Raw genomic sequence first — 15,343 nt, 5'->3', positions numbered from 1 at the left:
CGGAATCAGCTTGCTTTGGCATAAGAATCTTTCCGAAGTTTCTGCATGATCCAAAGCATGCAGGCGCCGGCGAAAAAGAGAAACGCCGTGACGTAAAAGGTGGCCGAAATGGTAAAATGGCTCGATATGATTCCGCCGAGCAGAGGCCCGAGCACGTTTCCTAAAAAGCGAAAGCTGACATTGTAGCCGAGAACTTCACCTTGAATGCTGCCGGGGGCCTGAACGCGGATCGCTGCCGTAATGCATGGCAGCAAACCGCCCATCGCCATTCCGAATAAAAATCTGAAAACAAGGAGCACGCTGAGTGAGGACGCGAGCGCCTGCGGAATAAAAAAGAAAGAGGCGGCGAGCAAAAGTCCGATTAAAATGCGGCGGTGGCCGTAGCGGTCGCCCAGATCACCCCATTTTCTAGCCAGCAGCAAACTTCCGAGCCCCGTTGCTGAAAATGCCATGCCGGAGAAAAAGGCAAGATTGACAGGTCCGTGCAGCTCATTTACATATAAAGCGAGCAGGGGCTGGATACTGAAATTGCCTGTTTGAATCAGCATGGTTAACAGCATCATGACCCACAGCGCCGGATGGTGAAAAATATAGGAGAGCACTTCTTTTCTCGAGTAAGACGTACGTTTGGCTGTTTTCTCTGCAAGAGGCTTTTCTTTGACACCAAATAACACGAGAAGAACAGACGAGAAAATCACAAAGGATGTGATAAAAAAGGTATACGTAAAGCCGAAATGATCAGCAAGCATGCCTCCCAAAAGCGGGCCGAACAAGCTTCCGGACACTTGCCCCATTTGCAGCGTGCCAAGCGTTTTGCCGGCTGAGCTCTTCGGAGTCTGTGCCGAAATCATCGCAAGAGATGTCGGGATGAATCCGGTTACAAGACCCATTGCCATACGCAGAAAAAACAATTGGTACACCGATGTAACAAAGCCCATGAAGAAAATGCTAAGGGCAATGCCCGTTCCGGTTGCCATAAGGATTTTCTTGTATCCGCGTTTGTCTCCGAACCGTCCCCAAAACGGGGATACCAAAAACGCCATGAGAAATGTAATGCCGAACACATAGCCGCTCCACCTTTGCACAAAGCCGTTTGAAAAAGAGCTGAGCGTCTCAATGTATAAGGAGAGAAAGGGAACGATCATCGTTGTGCTAGCGGAGACAAAAAAGTTCGCCAGCCACACAATGACAAAGTTTTTCTTACGGATAGAAATAACATCACCTTCTTATTATTTCGGGTTCCTTACTAATTATAAAGAAACGATTCACAATTTAAAAGAAACGAAGCGGCTGGGAAAATTCATTATTTTTAGAAAATGAAGAAATGTCGAGAAGGGGAATTGATATACTATAAAGATAGCATTTTCTGATCGGAGGAAAGGCAGGTGTAAAAAGGTGACGACAAACAGCTTACTCATTATTGATTTCGAATTTACAATGCCTGATGGAAAGTACAGCCCGCAAAATTTCTTCCCAGAAATCATTGAAGCCGGAATTGTAAAGTCGGTTGATGATGAAGTAGTTGAGACGTTTTCGAGCTATATCAGACCGAAAAAATTCCCGAAGCTGACAAAACGCTGCAAATCGTTTTTAAAAATAACCCAAAAGCAGGTAGACGAGGGGATGAGGTTCGAGGATTTCATCCGCAAACTAAACGAGCTTGATCCTGAGAAGAACAGCACGATTATTACGTGGGGAAACATGGACATGAAAGTGCTGAAGCAAAACTGTATGTTTAACCATATTCCTTTCCCGTTTAAGGGAGAAATGAGAGATTTATCGCTTGAATACAAAAACTTTTTTGGAGACCGGACACTGACGGGTTTATGGAAAGCTGCCGAGGAGTATGGAGATACCGGAACCGGCACCCATCATAAAGCGCTTGATGACGCCCTCACAGCATATAAGCTTTTTAAGCTTGTTGAGCAGGATAAGCAGTATCTCGAAAAGCCAAAACCGCCGACAATCGGCGAAAGAATCGATTTATCCGAACTGTTTAAACGCGCAACTTAAAAAAACCCAATCTTTTGTCAGACTGGGTTATGGCCGGTTAAAATATTCTTTTTCTAAAATGTCCAGATTATGAAGGGAGCGCTTTGCCCACTCCGAACCATCCTCATTCAATTTGGCTCTCAGCTGTGCTGTCGCCTCCCGCAGAGATTCGGTATAATCCGGCACTTCACCGTCATAAGGCTTCACCATATGGTGGGGGATATTGGTCTGTTCACCATATGCGAGCGCTTTTCTCTCATGAAAAAATGGCACATCCGCCTGTTTTGGATGATGAAGGTCTCCTTGAGAGGGATGGGTAAGAACCGCTTTCACTTTCACTAAATAGTGCTGCGGCCTGCAAGCCGTGATTTCTCCTATGTATACACCTGTTTTGTAAAATCCTTTAACGATAGAGCCTGTCTCAAACGTGCTCATCTGTCATCACCTCGCATTCATTCTATTAAAGTTCCAATCGATTTGCTAGTGAGGAAGATCAGCGGGAAGCTTAATGGTCACCGTAGTGCCTTTTTGGAAGCTGCTGTTAAATGAAATGGTCCCGTGATGATGTTCAATAATGGAAAAGGTTACGGTGAGGCCGAGTCCCGTTCCGTTCGTTTTTAAGGAATAATAAGGTTCGCCGAGTTTTTGCATTTGATGGTCTGTCATCCCGACCCCATTGTCTGTGATGTTAATCATGATCGTATGGCCGTTTCTTTTGGCTGATATGTGGATCACACCCTTCCCGTGAGGAACCGCTTCAATACTGTTTTTCATCAGGTTGATGACAGCCTGCTTCAGCTTTGTTGCGTCTCCGTATATCAAAAGGTCCGGTTCTGTTTCAGCCTCGACGGTTACTGACTTGTAATTGGCGTACGACACCATAAGGGAGCTTGTCTCTTTGATAAGGGCTGATAGGTCAAAAACCTCTTTTTCGTATAATTGCTGTTTGGCCATATCGAGATAGTTTGTAATAATGCCTTGCGCCCGGTCAAGCTCTGACAGTACAAGCTTTTTGTAATCTGCACTCGACTTGTTTTGTAGGGTTTCATCATTAAAAAGCAGCTGGACAAACCCGCGGACAACTGTCAGCGGATTCCTGACCTCATGGGCGACACTCGCTGCCAGTTCACTCACAATCGTCATTTTTTCAGAATGGATAAGCTGTGAGCGCAGGGCGATATTTTCGGCGATGCTTTCGATAATATAGATGCTTAATAGAAGAACACTGGAGCGGAAAAGCCCTGAGACTGCCGCCTCGTAAACGAAAATTCCTGATTTTTGAAAATTTAAAATATTCAAGGCGGAAAGAATCCAGCTTGAGGCGAAAAATAGGAAAATCTCCACGCAGCTGATCAATAAAGACAGCAGCAGTTTTTTCGCTTTGGACATGAATGGCCATTTTTTCTGAAATAAGATTGGGATAATGATAAGAAAAGGCAGCAAAGTGAAAACAAACATTGCGGAAGGTTCGTAAAAAAGCAGTTCAAAACATAGGACAGATGCGGCGACTGTAAGTCCGGAAGCGGTACTAATGTAAAATAAACAAATGATAACGGGAATCATCTGAAGGCCGTATTGTATGTAGTCCATTTCATGAATCGGGAAAGTAATGCATAAAACGGAGGCGCCGCAGGCGAAGAGCGTGACCAAACCGCTGTTTATTTTTGGCACAAGAATCGCAGGTTTTCCAAGCCAAAACACTTGGTAAAGAAGAATAGGAAACAAAATAAAGCAGATGTGCAGAAGATAGTCTTTTAGAATTTCCATTCGTGTGAAATCCTTTCGTATAAAATATGAATCTATTATAACACTAAATATTAGAAGTAAAATATAAAATTCCTTTATTAAGAACGCCTTTACAAATGAAGACGTAAAGGCGTTTACAGCTATATTTACGATAATGCGGCTTTGATGCGGCGCAGACCGTCCTGCAGGGTTGCAAGAGAGCATCCCGCGTTCAGGCGCATAAATCCTTCTCCGCCAGGCCCGTATTTCGTCCCGGGCTCTAAAATAACTTTTCCTTTTTTTAGCATTCTTTGCTGAAGCTCTGCATCGGATAAGCCGTAAGCGCTGAAGTCGAGCCAAATCAAGTATGATGCATCCGGCTTCATCATTTTGACCTTTGGCAGCTCGGTGCTCAAAAAGGCTTCCGCTTCGTTCATGTTTTTCTCAATGTAAGAGATCAATTCATCAAGCCACGGTCCGCCTTTTGAATACGCGGCTTCGATTGCAGTGACGGCAAACGCGTTCAGTCCGCCTAAACCATTTCGCTGAAGGCTTGCGGAAAACTTGGCGCGCTTCAGGCGATCCGGAATAATGATCGCTGAAGCCTGCAATCCGGCGATATTAAATGTTTTGCTTGGAGCAGCACATGTCACGGAAATATCAGCGAAATCGTCAGAGAGCGAAGCGAACGGCGTGTGTTTATGTCCGTACAGCATTAAATCGGAATGGATTTCATCCGATACAACTGTGACGCCATGCTCAAGGCACAATTCGCCTAGCTTCAGTAAATCTTCCCGGCCCCATGAACGCCCAGAAGGGTTATGAGGATTGCATAAAATAAACAATGTAACGCTTGGGTCACTAAGCTTCGTCTCCAAATCTTCAAAATCCATTGCATAAGCGCCATCTTTTTCTAGCAGCGGATTATGTAAAATGTGCCGGCCGTTTTTCTCCACCATATGGTAAAAAGGCGTATAAACTGGAGGCTGAACAACTACTTGATCGCCCGGCTCCGTAAAAGCTTGTACCGCCATGCTCAAAGCTGTTACAACGCCGGGGCTGAATGTGATGCTTTCCGGATTTACCTTCCAGCCGTGCCTGTTTTGCAACCATCCGCACACAGCATCCTTCGTTTTTTGATCTGGAGTTGTATAACCAAAAATACCGTGGTCAAGACGCTCTTTTAACGCTTCAGTTATCGCTTCCGGGGCGCGAAAATCCATATCTGCCACCCACATCGGGAGGGCGTCTGTCACGCCAAATAATTCGCCTGTTTTATCCCATTTGACCGATTGGGTGCCAAGGCGTTCTTCTCGTTTATCAAAGTTCATTCTGTTACCCCCTCATGTATGTTTATTCTTCTAAGCTTCACTATGATAAGATAGAACTGCAAATTTTATTATAAGCGGTGATGAATATGGAAGAAAGTCAAGCGGTCAGGGAAATGATTAAGATCATTGCCAAATGGGACCCGTTTAAATATGGAGAAGAGTTTTACGAAACGGAGGCTGTTGATGTCGTGCAGGCAGTCTATGATGAAAACGATCCCGACTTGCTGGCGAAAAGCATTCAGCAAATATTTGAAACTTCTTTTGAACAAACGCTGCCGATCGCCAGCTGCCGGGAAGTGGCAGGCCAGCTTTTATTCATTAAAAACAGCAGCTCCTGCACGCCTTAAAAAACCGGTTCAGCACCGGTTTTTTTGTTATTTGATAAAATCAGCAATGTGTTCAGAAATAAGTTCAGGCCGTTCTTCAGGCACCAGATGTCCGGTCTGGCCAAGTGAGTACAGCACGGAATTAGGCAAATCTGCGTGCAGCCGTTTACCGATCTCCATTGGGACAATTCGATCCTCCTCGCCCCAAATCAATAGAGCAGGCTTGTTCATATTCTTCAATTGCTCGGGTTCTAAATCTCCTTCTCTGTGGCGGATAAACCTTGTCATGGCTTTGAAAATCTGCTCGTCCTGAAACGGTCTGCCATAGCCGTCAATCATCTCCTCATCAATCAGCGATTTGTCATGCACCACATTTAATAAATTTTTCATCACGCCTTCTTTCGAGAGCCAGCGTTTGATGTAAAGATGAAAATACGGGATATGGGTCCCGAAAATAATCGTCGGGTGTGAACGTTTTAAATACCCTGAACTGCAAAGCAGCACAACCTTTGAAAAAAGCTCAGGTTTTTGGAGAGCAGCAGACAGCGATATCTGCCCGCCCATAGAATGCCCGACAAGCACAGCCTGTTTCACTTGCAAGTGCTCCAAAATCCCAATGACAAGCTTAGCAAGGTTTTGATAGGTATAGATAAACGTTCTTGATTTTTCAGATTGGCCGAAAGGAGGCAAATCAAGCGCGATGATGTCGTACTTGTCCCGAAGGAGAGGAATTACTTTTCTGAAGCTGAATGCAGATGATAAAAAACCGTGTACGCAAACCAGCGTTTGCCTGCCGGGATTTTGATAATGTTCGTAGTATACATTGACTCCATCGACCGTAAACCGCCTTATTGGTGAAACCGCCTCCATTCTGTGTCACTCCTTTTTTTTGATGGTTGTATTATGCCCTGAAATTGTCAATTCCAGCGGAAGTTTCTCCTCGTTTTTTTCTTAGCATTCGTCAAAAAACGTGATATAATGTCATGAGATTTCTTGACATAGCAAAGGTGTGAATCAAATGAAATTGACAGAAAAAGAAACAGAAATATTAGAAATTTTAGACGAAAACAGCCGCGCCGATTTAGAAACAATCGCAAAGATGGCGGGCATCCCTGTAAATGAAGTAAAAACAATTATTGACAAACTGGAGAAAGAAAAGGTTATTATCGATTATTCCGCTATGATTGATTGGCGAAAAGTAGACGGACATGAGGGCGTTACGGCCATGATCGACGTCAAAGTAACGCCGAAACGGGGCGTCGGTTTTGATGAAGTGGCGGAACGGATTTACCGATTCCAAGAGGTTGAATCAGTTTACCTGATGTCAGGCGTGTACGATTTGTCTGTCGTGATTCGCGGCAATTCGATGTCTGACGTAGCGCGTTTTGTTTCGGATAAACTGTCAACGCTTGATTCAGTTGTATCTACGACAACCCATTTTATCCTGAAAAAATACAAGCATGACGGCAAAGTGTTTGAAACAGGAGACGACGACAAAAGAATCGTGGTGTCACCGTAAATGACTTCGTATTTATCAGACTATGTACAACAAATAAAACCATCCGGCATCCGCAAATTCTTTGATTTGGCGGCAACGATGGAAGGCGTCATTTCTTTAGGCGTCGGCGAGCCTGATTTTGTCACCGCGTGGAATGTCCGCGAAGCAAGCATTCTCTCTCTTGAACAAGGATATACGTCATACACGGCAAATGCGGGTTTATACTCATTGCGGGAGGAAATCAGCCGTTATTTGAGCAACAGGTTTGACCTTAGCTACTCGCCAGATAATGAGCTGATTGTGACAGTGGGGGCAAGTCAGGCTTTGGATATCGCGATCCGCGCCATTGTGAATCCAGGTGAGGAAGTCATCATTCCTGAGCCGTGTTTTGTGGCGTACGATGCGCTTGTTTCTTTGGCAGGCGGTATCCCGGTTCACGTTCATACAACGGCAGACAAAGGATTTAAAGCAACGGCTGCTGATTTTGAAGCGGCAGTCACTGAAAAAACAAAGGCCATTCTCATCTGCTCACCATCGAATCCGACAGGTTCGGTTTATTCGAAGGAAGAGCTGAATGAGATTGCTGAGTTTGCCAAAAAACATGATGTCATCGTTTTAGCCGACGAGATCTACGCGGAGCTGACATATGATGAGGAATTTACAAGTATAGCGGCATTACCGGGAATGAAGGAACGGACGGTAGTCATCTCAGGCTTTTCAAAAGCATTTGCAATGACGGGCTGGAGGCTCGGTTTTGCCGCGGCACCATCCTTGCTTCGGGATGCCATGCTTAAAATTCATCAGTATGCGATGATGTGCGCGCCCGCAATGGCGCAGTTTGCCGCCCTTGAAGGCCTGAAGAACGGCATGGAAGACGTAGAAAAAATGAAAAAAAGCTATCGAAGAAGACGGAATCTGTTTGTAGAATCGCTCAATGAAATCGGCCTCAGCTGTCATCATCCGGGCGGCGCTTTCTATGCTTTTCCATCTATTAAAAGCACGGGAATGAGTTCAGAACAGTTTGCCGAGGAGCTTCTGACGCAGGAAAAAGTGGCAGTTGTTCCTGGAAGTGTGTTTGGTCCGAGCGGTGAGGGATATATCCGTTGTTCATACGCAACCTCGATTGAACAGCTTCAAGAAGCGTTAGTCAGAATGAAACGCTTCCTGCACAAAACAACATAAAAAAAGATACGAACCTTTTGTTCGCATCCAATAAAAGGGGGGAATACTAGAAAGCCTTTGGTATTTTCAGTTTACCCCCTTTTTGCTGTGCATAAACCTGATTTTTTATAAAAAGTTTTCTTTGCGGAAATAAGACATGTGTGATATAATTTTAAATTGCGTATAAACAGATATTTAATTTAACTTAGGAGTTGTTATGAATGGCAGCAAAATTTGAAGTGGGCAGTGTTTACACTGGTAAAGTTACAGGATTACAAGCGTATGGTGCGTTTGTTGCATTAGATGAAGAAACTCAAGGTTTAGTACACATTTCTGAAGTGACTCACGGTTTCGTAAAAGATATCAACGAGCACCTTTCAGTTGGCGACGAAGTACAAGTAAAAGTACTTGCTGTTGATGAAGAAAAAGGCAAAATCAGCCTTTCAATTCGTGCGACACAAGCTGCGCCTGAGAAAAAAGAAAGCAAACCAAGAAAACCTAAAGCTGCTCAAGTAAGCGAAGAAGCTTCTACACCACAAGGTTTCAACACATTAAAAGATAAGCTTGAAGAGTGGATCGAAATGTCCAACCGCAAAGACCTTATCAAAAAATAAGCATGAAAAAAAGCACCGGACAGGAATGTTCGGTGCTTTTGATTTAATACAAAATCCTATTTCAGCGTGATTGATATCCTATCGCATTTCAGGATTTGCTGCTTCTTCACGTGATCTTTCCTCGTTTGGCTTAAATAGCAGACCGAGGTTGATTAAGCCGGCGATTCCGACAAGTCCGTAAATGATTCGGGAAAGAGCTGACCCTTGGCCGCCGAAGATAGCCGCTACTAAGTCAAATTGGAAAAATCCGATCAGTCCCCAGTTAATGGCGCCAATGATGGTTAATACAAGACAAATTCTTTGAATGGTACTCATGTTTTGCAACCTCCTCCATGAATTATTAAAACAGTTATAGATTGTGACATATTGGAGAATCTATACATGCATTCTCCATATGAGGGAAGCTGGCCTGCCCTCGCTTATATCAGCTTCTTTCCCAGCGACATGCAAAATAAAACCATCTGGTATGCTGACCGGTGAGAGCTGATTGCTTTACATGTGGTGAGGACATTCTGCATAATAAAAAATCTAAGGAGGAGATGTCATGCAAAACTTTACATACTGGAATCCGACCAAATTAATTTTCGGGCGCGGCGAAGTGGAAAGACTTCCGGAGGAACTCAAACCTTACGGAAAAAACGTATTGCTTGTGTACGGAGGCGGCAGCATTAAACGCAGCGGCCTGTATGATCAAGTGATTGAACAGCTGAATAAAGCCGGAGCGACCGTGCATGAATTAGCAGGTGTGGAACCGAATCCTCGTGTGTCAACTGTTAATAAAGGTGTTGCCATCTGTAAAGAACAAAACATTGATTTCTTGCTGGCTGTCGGAGGCGGAAGCGTAATCGACTGTACAAAAGCGATTGCCGCAGGAGCGAAGTATGATGGTGATGCGTGGGATATCGTTACGAAAAAGCATCAGCCAAAAGATGCTTTGCCATTCGGAACGGTATTGACTCTCGCTGCGACTGGTTCAGAAATGAACTCAGGATCTGTTATTACAAACTGGGAAACAAAAGAAAAATACGGCTGGGGCAGCCCGCTCGTATTCCCTAAATTCTCGATTCTTGATCCGGTGAATACATTCACCGTACCTAAAAACCACACGATCTACGGGATGGTTGACATGATGAGCCACGTATTCGAACAATACTTCCATCATGTATCAAACACGCCGTATCAGGATCGCATGTGTGAATCACTTCTGCGTACAGTCATTGAAACAGCACCTAAGCTGATTAATGATCTCGAAAATTACGAATTGCGTGAGACGATCCTGTACACAGGAACAATCGCATTAAACGGCATGCTTTCTATGGGGGCAAGAGGGGATTGGGCTACTCATAATATTGAACATGCAGTATCAGCCGTTTATGATATTCCGCATGCCGGCGGACTGGCAATTTTGTTCCCGAACTGGATGAGACACACATTGTCTGAAAACCCTGCCCGCATGAAACAGCTTGCAGTTCGCGTGTTTGATGTTGAAGAAGCAGGTAAAACGGATGAAGAAATTGCCCTTGAAGGTATCGATAAGCTGTCCGCATTCTGGACAAGCCTTGGCGCTCCGAACCGTCTTGCTGATTATGATATTAATGATGAGCAGCTTGACACAATTGCTGACAAGGCAATGGCTAACGGTACATTCGGCCAATTTAAATCACTCAACAAAGAAGATGTGCTGTCAATTTTGAAAGCATCTCTATAAAAAAAGGGGAAATAGCCGTTTGGCTGCTTCCCTTTTTCTTTTTGTCAACTTATGTTACAATGGAAAATCTGTTTTTCACCAGCATCATTTGGAGGTTTTACTATGGAAAATTTCACTTATTATAATCCGACAAAGCTGATTTTTGGAAAAGGTCAGCTTGAACAATTAAGAAAAGAATTCAAACGATACGGCAAGAATGTACTGCTTGTTTACGGGGGCGGCAGCATTAAACGCAACGGCCTTTATGATCAAGTCACAGGCATTTTAAAAGAAGAGGGCGCTGTTGTTCATGAGCTGTCAGGTGTAGAGCCGAACCCGCGTCTTGCGACAGTGGAAAAAGGCATAGACCTTTGCAGAGAGCATAACATTGATTTTCTGCTTGCTGTCGGCGGAGGCAGTGTGATTGACTGTACAAAGGCAATCGCAGCTGGCGTCAAATACGATGGCGACGCTTGGGATATTTTCAGCAAAAAAGTAACAGCGGAGGATGCGCTGCCGTTTGGAACTGTTTTAACGCTTGCTGCGACAGGGTCTGAAATGAACCCTGATTCCGTGATTACAAACTGGGAAACAAACGAGAAATTTGTATGGGGCAGCAATGTCACTCATCCGCGTTTCTCTATTTTAGACCCTGAAAATACGTTCACGGTTCCGGAAAATCAAACAGTATACGGCATGGTTGACATGATGAGCCACGTATTCGAACAATACTTCCACAATGTTGAAAACACGCCGCTTCAGGATAGAATGTGCTTTGCTGTTTTGCAGACGGTCATCGAAACAGCTCCTAAGCTTCTTGAAGATCTGGAAAACTACGAGCTTCGTGAAACGATTTTGTATGCTGGTACAATCGCTTTAAACGGCACGCTCCAAATGGGCTACTTTGGTGACTGGGCTTCTCATACAATGGAACACGCCGTTTCAGCTGTGTATGATATTCCGCATGCGGGCGGTTTGGCGATACTGTTCCCGAACTGGATGAGATATACGCTTGATACAAATGTAGGCCGCTTCAAAAACCTCATGCTCAACATGTTTGACATTGATACTGAAGGCAAAACAGATAAAGAAATTGCGCTTGAAGGAATCGATAAACTGTCTGCGTTCTGGACAAGCCTCGGTGCGCCTTCTCGTCTTGCTGATTACAATATTGGAGAAGAAAAGCTTGAGCTGATTGCTGATATCGCAGCCAAGGAAATGGAACACGGCGGCTTCGGCAACTTCCAAAAACTGAACAAAGATGACGTGCTTGCCATCCTTCGCGCGTCTCTATAAACTCAAAGGGCGGAATCCAGTCATTCCGCCCTTTCTTCTTGACTTGATTTCACAGATAAGTTCATATAAAGTGAAAGATGAAAACATTATACCGTTATGGAGGGACAAGCAATGACGCATGTACGCTTTGACTACTCAAAAGCGTTGACTTTCTTCAACGAACATGAACTTACATATCTGCGGGACTTTGTAAAAACAGCACACCATAATATCCATGAAAAAACAGGCGCGGGCAGCGATTTTCTAGGCTGGGTGGACCTCCCTGAACATTATGATAAAGAAGAATTCGCGCGCATCAAAAAAAGCGCGGAAAAAATCAAATCTGACTCTGATGTCTTGCTTGTTGTCGGCATTGGCGGTTCTTATCTTGGAGCGCGGGCAGCGATTGAAGCGCTGAATCACGCGTTTTATAACACTTTGCCAAAAGCAAAACGCGGTAATCCGCAAGTCATTTTTATCGGGAACAACATCAGTTCATCTTATATGAGAGACGTCATGGATCTTCTTGAAGATGTTGACTTCTCTATTAATGTGATTTCTAAATCAGGTACGACAACTGAACCTGCAATCGCTTTCCGTATTTTCCGCAAGCTTCTTGAAGAGAAATACGGTAAAGAAGAAGCGAAAGCGCGGATTTATGCAACAACTGATAAAGAGCGCGGCGCATTAAAAACGCTTTCTAACGAAGAAGGCTTCGAATCATTTGTTATTCCTGACGATGTCGGCGGCCGTTATTCAGTTTTAACAGCTGTAGGTCTCTTGCCGATTGCTGTCAGCGGCGTCAACATTGATGACATGATGAAAGGCGCCCTGGATGCGAGCAAAGATTTTGCAACATCTGAACTGGAAGATAACCCAGCATACCAATATGCGGTTGTTCGCAATGTCCTTTATAATAAGGGCAAAACAATTGAAATGCTCATCAACTACGAACCGGCGCTTCAATACTTTGCGGAATGGTGGAAGCAGCTGTTCGGAGAAAGCGAAGGGAAAGATGAGAAGGGCATTTATCCTTCTTCAGCGAACTATTCAACAGACCTTCATTCTTTAGGCCAGTATGTACAAGAAGGCCGCAGAGATTTATTCGAAACGGTCCTGAACGTAGAGAAACCTAAACATGAACTGACAATTGAGGAAGCGGATAACGATCTTGACGGCTTGAACTATTTAGCCGGTAAAACTGTTGATTTCGTTAACAAAAAAGCATTCCAAGGCACGATGCTTGCCCATACAGACGGAAATGTTCCGAACTTAATCGTTAACATTCCTGAGCTGAATGCATATACTTTTGGATACCTTGTATATTTCTTCGAAAAAGCCTGCGCGATGAGCGGTTACCTCCTTGGCGTCAATCCGTTTGACCAGCCTGGTGTAGAAGCGTATAAAGTCAATATGTTTGCGTTACTCGGCAAACCTGGCTTTGAAGAGAAAAAAGCAGAGCTTGAAAAACGTCTGGAAGATTAATGTGAGAAAGCTGACTGGCATTTGCCGGTCGGCTTTTTATAAAATCAGAAAGGTGCTGATGTTCATGAAACAATTGGTTAAACATCTCATCATTGCCGGTTTTTCTGCAGCTATTTTAAGTTTCCTTATCTCCTTTGATGCCGTGTATACAGAGTTTTCTTCAAGCTTTGGCGGCACGCTGTCACATTTTTTCATCCACGCCTTTCTTCTCATTGGTTTGCCGCTTGCCCTTTTTACCGATGCGGTACATCGGATTTTGCATTTAAAACGAACCCATACTCTTTTCACTAAATTAGGACTCTATGCAACGGTTGTTTATGTGTCTTGGGATTCAGCTGTATGGCTTGCAGCGGCAATGACTGTTTACTTCTTAATTGAATGCGCTTTCTTTTCTGTTGGCCGCGCGAAAGAAACAACGATTTCCATGTAGGCGCCTCTGAATGAAGTCTTGTTCGGCGGGACAGGATAAGTGAAAAAAGGGGCATTCTGATGATACCAATACCTTCCGCGATAGATGGGCAGTCTTTTCTGCTTCAAGAACTGGAACAAGTGATGAAGCCGCTCGGTTATGTGATAAACGGCGGCTGGGAATACGATCATGGCTACTTTGATTATAAAATTGATGATAGAGACGGCTATTTATTTTTAAGAATTCCCGTCAATGCGGTACAGGGCAGTCTCGATGAACGAGGGGCGGCCGTCCGGATCGGAACGCCGTTTATGCTGAGACAGGTGTTTCAGGCGGATGTTGACGATCACGCCGAGGGAGGGCCTTTCCAATCACTGTTTAATCAATTTTCCGAACCGGAAAGGCGGGACGCGGAAATTGATCCGGCATTTTTGGATATCGGCGCCTCTCTCGTGAAAGAATTGGAGGATGTTCTGTTACACTAGATGGCAAGGAATTGATCTGTTTCGAGCACCTTGTATGTAAGAGGAGGGGAAATCATCGGCCCCTCCTCTTTTTGTACGCCTATAATTGTTGTGTTGTGATCAAGGAAATAGAGAACACAGGTTTTGTAAGCCGCTCCCTTTAGTTCGTCAGGAACAGCAAGAAGCTCCACATGCTGATCAAGTGTCAGCTTGATTCCGTTCTGCTGTTTAGACGGCCGTAACTTGACTTGGTAATGCTGCAGCATCGCCCGGCTGATAAATTCTGAAGTTCCGATGATTTGGTTTGCACCTGCCCGCTCCGCATTGGTGACAAAACGGTCAGTCAAAATCTCGACGATGCAGTAAGCAAGGGGATTAAGCCCTTTAACAGATAAAAGAGTAAGCACTGACAGCATATCAGCATCAGTTTCACTTTTATACTGATCGGCAGTAATCATCACTGATTCCGCTTCAGTAATATTGGCCCGTTTCAGTGTCCCATCATCGGCAGCGTGCCCGCGTATGAAATGAACGTTTTCAATAAGCGGGCCTTCTGTTAAGGATTCATCGATTAGTACGACCGTTTTGGAAGGGGCGGCAAGCTGAAGGTCCTTCAGAAGCCGATTTGTTTTTTCATTCCACCCGATCAGAATGATGTGGTCCCGGCCTTTGTAAGCAACTTTTCCTTCGATGTAGCGATGCTGTCTGCTGAATGCGGCCGCTGATAACGTAGCGAAATATGCTGTGACAAAGCTTGCTCCGCTCAAAATCAGCAGTATTCCGGCTGCCTGTCCCAGCGGCGTGTGCGGCACATAGTCTCCATAACCGACTGTCGAAACCGTAACGACAGCCCACCAAATGCCTTCGAATACCGAAGTGAACTGCTTAGGCTCAAGTATATAAATGATTTGGCCGAACAAAAGAATCAGACATAAAATAATAACCCCGATTCGGATAAATAACGGCCACCTGAGCCATGAAATAAATATCCGATTTGATTTCATTCTTTTTCTCCTTCTTCAGATACTGAGATGGATAAAATCTGTTTAATAATTGTATTTAGTTTTTCATTTAGCTTTTCCTGGCCGTACATATCTCGGGCCTGCTTCATTAACTCGGCTGTATCATCATCAAGCTGAATAAGCGGTTCATCAATTTCCGATTCATTATAAAGCTGGATAAACGCGTCCAGTCCTTCATTCATTCGGTCGATTGCTGTGCTCAGCTGTTCCTTTTCCTCACTCGTCACTTTCATAGCTTCCATCACACCCGTGCTTTTTTCTAACAGTATGTCCCACTTCCGGTGATGTTTTTCAAAAAATGTACAAAACATATAAAACCGGATTTCTCCATAAACTAAAACAAAAAGGATGAAA

General features: G+C 44.3%; 19 protein-coding genes. 11 read left to right on the top strand and 8 right to left on the bottom strand.

Annotated elements, in window-relative coordinates:
* Positions 1-5: 5 nt before the first annotated feature.
* On the bottom strand, positions 6-1,214 hold the full coding sequence (locus NX903_RS15265) for a multidrug efflux MFS transporter (RefSeq protein ID WP_220396896.1): 1,209 nt from the start codon (positions 1,212-1,214) through the stop codon (positions 6-8).
* Between NX903_RS15265 and NX903_RS15260 the strand changes: the two genes are divergently transcribed.
* A complete protein-coding gene (locus NX903_RS15260) occupies positions 1,117-1,320 on the top strand; it encodes a hypothetical protein (protein WP_003243502.1) in 204 nt (67 codons plus the stop codon). The genes NX903_RS15265 and NX903_RS15260 overlap by 98 nt on opposite strands.
* 75 nt (positions 1,321-1,395) lie before the next feature.
* The gene (kapD, locus tag NX903_RS15255) at positions 1,396-2,013 is read left to right on the top strand and encodes a 3'-5' exonuclease KapD (protein ID WP_003241081.1); all 618 of its coding nucleotides are present in this window, start codon (positions 1,396-1,398) and stop codon (positions 2,011-2,013) included.
* A 27-nt stretch (positions 2,014-2,040) separates the two neighbouring features.
* Here kapD and kapB read toward each other — a convergent pair whose 3' ends face one another.
* The 3 genes from kapB to patB all read right to left on the bottom strand — a co-directional run bounded on the left by kapB (position 2,041) and on the right by patB (position 5,048).
* Positions 2,041-2,427 carry a kinase-associated lipoprotein KapB gene (kapB, locus tag NX903_RS15250; RefSeq protein WP_015714614.1) on the bottom strand — a complete coding sequence of 129 codons (387 nt, stop codon included), beginning with the start codon at positions 2,425-2,427 and terminating at the stop codon, positions 2,041-2,043.
* A gap of 45 nt (positions 2,428-2,472) precedes the next feature.
* A complete protein-coding gene (kinB, locus tag NX903_RS15245) occupies positions 2,473-3,759 on the bottom strand; it encodes a sporulation sensor histidine kinase KinB (protein ID WP_086344254.1) in 1,287 nt (428 codons plus the stop codon).
* A 125-nt stretch (positions 3,760-3,884) separates the two neighbouring features.
* Positions 3,885-5,048 carry a cystathionine beta-lyase PatB gene (gene patB / locus NX903_RS15240; protein WP_086344253.1) on the bottom strand — a complete coding sequence of 388 codons (1,164 nt, stop codon included), beginning with the start codon at positions 5,046-5,048 and terminating at the stop codon, positions 3,885-3,887.
* 86 nt (positions 5,049-5,134) lie between these two features.
* Between patB and NX903_RS15235 the strand changes: the two genes are divergently transcribed.
* Positions 5,135-5,395, top strand: coding sequence for a YugE family protein (locus NX903_RS15235; RefSeq protein ID WP_032726785.1), 261 nt, complete (start codon positions 5,135-5,137; stop codon positions 5,393-5,395).
* Positions 5,396-5,422: 27 nt separating this feature from the next.
* On the opposite strand, the gene NX903_RS15230 is transcribed toward NX903_RS15235, so the two are convergent.
* Positions 5,423-6,244, bottom strand: a complete 822-nt coding sequence (locus NX903_RS15230) for an alpha/beta fold hydrolase (protein ID WP_086344252.1) — start codon at positions 6,242-6,244, stop codon at positions 5,423-5,425.
* Positions 6,245-6,392: 148 nt separating this feature from the next.
* Here NX903_RS15230 and NX903_RS15225 point away from each other — a divergent pair, with 148 nt between their 5' ends.
* From NX903_RS15225 to yugI, 3 genes are all read left to right on the top strand, one after another.
* Positions 6,393-6,893 (top strand): Lrp/AsnC family transcriptional regulator, encoded by a 501-nt coding sequence (locus NX903_RS15225; RefSeq protein WP_009968070.1) that lies wholly within the window; start codon positions 6,393-6,395, stop codon positions 6,891-6,893.
* Entirely contained in the window at positions 6,894-8,054 is a 1,161-nt protein-coding gene (locus tag NX903_RS15220; protein ID WP_003228862.1) for an aminotransferase, read from the top strand.
* A 200-nt stretch (positions 8,055-8,254) separates the two neighbouring features.
* Positions 8,255-8,647, top strand: a complete 393-nt coding sequence (gene yugI / locus NX903_RS15215; protein ID WP_003228864.1) for a S1 domain-containing post-transcriptional regulator GSP13 — start codon at positions 8,255-8,257, stop codon at positions 8,645-8,647.
* Between the two features lie 78 nt (positions 8,648-8,725).
* Here the strand turns inward: yugI and NX903_RS15210 are convergent, their stop codons facing one another.
* A complete protein-coding gene (locus NX903_RS15210; protein WP_003220771.1) occupies positions 8,726-8,962 on the bottom strand; it encodes a DUF378 domain-containing protein in 237 nt (78 codons plus the stop codon).
* A gap of 229 nt (positions 8,963-9,191) precedes the next feature.
* Between NX903_RS15210 and NX903_RS15205 the strand changes: the two genes are divergently transcribed.
* The 5 genes from NX903_RS15205 (at position 9,192) to NX903_RS15185 (ending at position 13,988) form a co-directional block, all read left to right on the top strand.
* Positions 9,192-10,355, top strand: coding sequence for an iron-containing alcohol dehydrogenase (locus NX903_RS15205; RefSeq protein WP_003228869.1), 1,164 nt, complete (start codon positions 9,192-9,194; stop codon positions 10,353-10,355).
* Positions 10,356-10,457: 102 nt separating this feature from the next.
* Entirely contained in the window at positions 10,458-11,630 is a 1,173-nt protein-coding gene (locus NX903_RS15200) for an iron-containing alcohol dehydrogenase (RefSeq protein ID WP_024571515.1), read from the top strand.
* A 111-nt stretch (positions 11,631-11,741) separates the two neighbouring features.
* Positions 11,742-13,094, top strand: coding sequence for a glucose-6-phosphate isomerase (locus tag NX903_RS15195; RefSeq protein ID WP_003243401.1), 1,353 nt, complete (start codon positions 11,742-11,744; stop codon positions 13,092-13,094).
* Positions 13,095-13,152: 58 nt separating this feature from the next.
* On the top strand, positions 13,153-13,524 hold the full coding sequence (locus NX903_RS15190) for a hypothetical protein (RefSeq protein WP_074794719.1): 372 nt from the start codon (positions 13,153-13,155) through the stop codon (positions 13,522-13,524).
* Between the two features lie 59 nt (positions 13,525-13,583).
* A complete protein-coding gene (locus NX903_RS15185; RefSeq protein WP_003228878.1) occupies positions 13,584-13,988 on the top strand; it encodes a YugN-like family protein in 405 nt (134 codons plus the stop codon).
* On the opposite strand, the gene kbfO is transcribed toward NX903_RS15185, so the two are convergent.
* Both kbfO and mstX read right to left on the bottom strand, forming a co-directional pair.
* The gene (gene kbfO, locus NX903_RS15180; protein WP_015384493.1) at positions 13,985-14,971 is read right to left on the bottom strand and encodes a potassium channel protein KbfO; all 987 of its coding nucleotides are present in this window, start codon (positions 14,969-14,971) and stop codon (positions 13,985-13,987) included. The genes NX903_RS15185 and kbfO overlap by 4 nt on opposite strands.
* Complete coding sequence (gene mstX / locus NX903_RS15175; RefSeq protein ID WP_003228886.1) at positions 14,968-15,300, bottom strand: biofilm formation protein MstX; 333 nt, start codon at positions 15,298-15,300, stop codon at positions 14,968-14,970. The genes kbfO and mstX overlap by 4 nt, the downstream gene beginning before the upstream one ends.
* Positions 15,301-15,343: the final 43 nt, after the last annotated feature.

The sequence above is a fragment of the Bacillus sp. FSL R5-0576 genome (assembly GCF_038004765.1).
Lineage (GTDB): Bacteria > Bacillota > Bacilli > Bacillales > Bacillaceae > Bacillus > Bacillus subtilis.
This window is presented reverse-complemented; position numbering and strand designations above follow the sequence as displayed.

Coding starts and splice junctions, on each gene's coding strand:
- NX903_RS15260 (WP_003243502.1), top strand. CDS start 1,117: ATGTATAAGGAGAGAAAGGGAACGATCATCGTTGTGCTAGCGGAGACA.
- kapB (WP_015714614.1), bottom strand. CDS start 2,427: ATGAGCACGTTTGAGACAGGCTCTATCGTTAAAGGATTTTACAAAACA.
- kinB (WP_086344254.1), bottom strand. CDS start 3,759: ATGGAAATTCTAAAAGACTATCTTCTGCACATCTGCTTTATTTTGTTT.
- patB (WP_086344253.1), bottom strand. CDS start 5,048: ATGAACTTTGATAAACGAGAAGAACGCCTTGGCACCCAATCGGTCAAA.
- NX903_RS15235 (WP_032726785.1), top strand. CDS start 5,135: ATGGAAGAAAGTCAAGCGGTCAGGGAAATGATTAAGATCATTGCCAAA.
- NX903_RS15230 (WP_086344252.1), bottom strand. CDS start 6,244: ATGGAGGCGGTTTCACCAATAAGGCGGTTTACGGTCGATGGAGTCAAT.
- NX903_RS15225 (WP_009968070.1), top strand. CDS start 6,393: ATGAAATTGACAGAAAAAGAAACAGAAATATTAGAAATTTTAGACGAA.
- NX903_RS15220 (WP_003228862.1), top strand. CDS start 6,894: ATGACTTCGTATTTATCAGACTATGTACAACAAATAAAACCATCCGGC.
- yugI (WP_003228864.1), top strand. CDS start 8,255: ATGGCAGCAAAATTTGAAGTGGGCAGTGTTTACACTGGTAAAGTTACA.
- NX903_RS15210 (WP_003220771.1), bottom strand. CDS start 8,962: ATGAGTACCATTCAAAGAATTTGTCTTGTATTAACCATCATTGGCGCC.
- NX903_RS15205 (WP_003228869.1), top strand. CDS start 9,192: ATGCAAAACTTTACATACTGGAATCCGACCAAATTAATTTTCGGGCGC.
- NX903_RS15200 (WP_024571515.1), top strand. CDS start 10,458: ATGGAAAATTTCACTTATTATAATCCGACAAAGCTGATTTTTGGAAAA.
- NX903_RS15195 (WP_003243401.1), top strand. CDS start 11,742: ATGACGCATGTACGCTTTGACTACTCAAAAGCGTTGACTTTCTTCAAC.
- NX903_RS15190 (WP_074794719.1), top strand. CDS start 13,153: ATGTTCATGAAACAATTGGTTAAACATCTCATCATTGCCGGTTTTTCT.
- NX903_RS15185 (WP_003228878.1), top strand. CDS start 13,584: ATGATACCAATACCTTCCGCGATAGATGGGCAGTCTTTTCTGCTTCAA.
- kbfO (WP_015384493.1), bottom strand. CDS start 14,971: ATGAAATCAAATCGGATATTTATTTCATGGCTCAGGTGGCCGTTATTT.
- mstX (WP_003228886.1), bottom strand. CDS start 15,300: ATGTTTTGTACATTTTTTGAAAAACATCACCGGAAGTGGGACATACTG.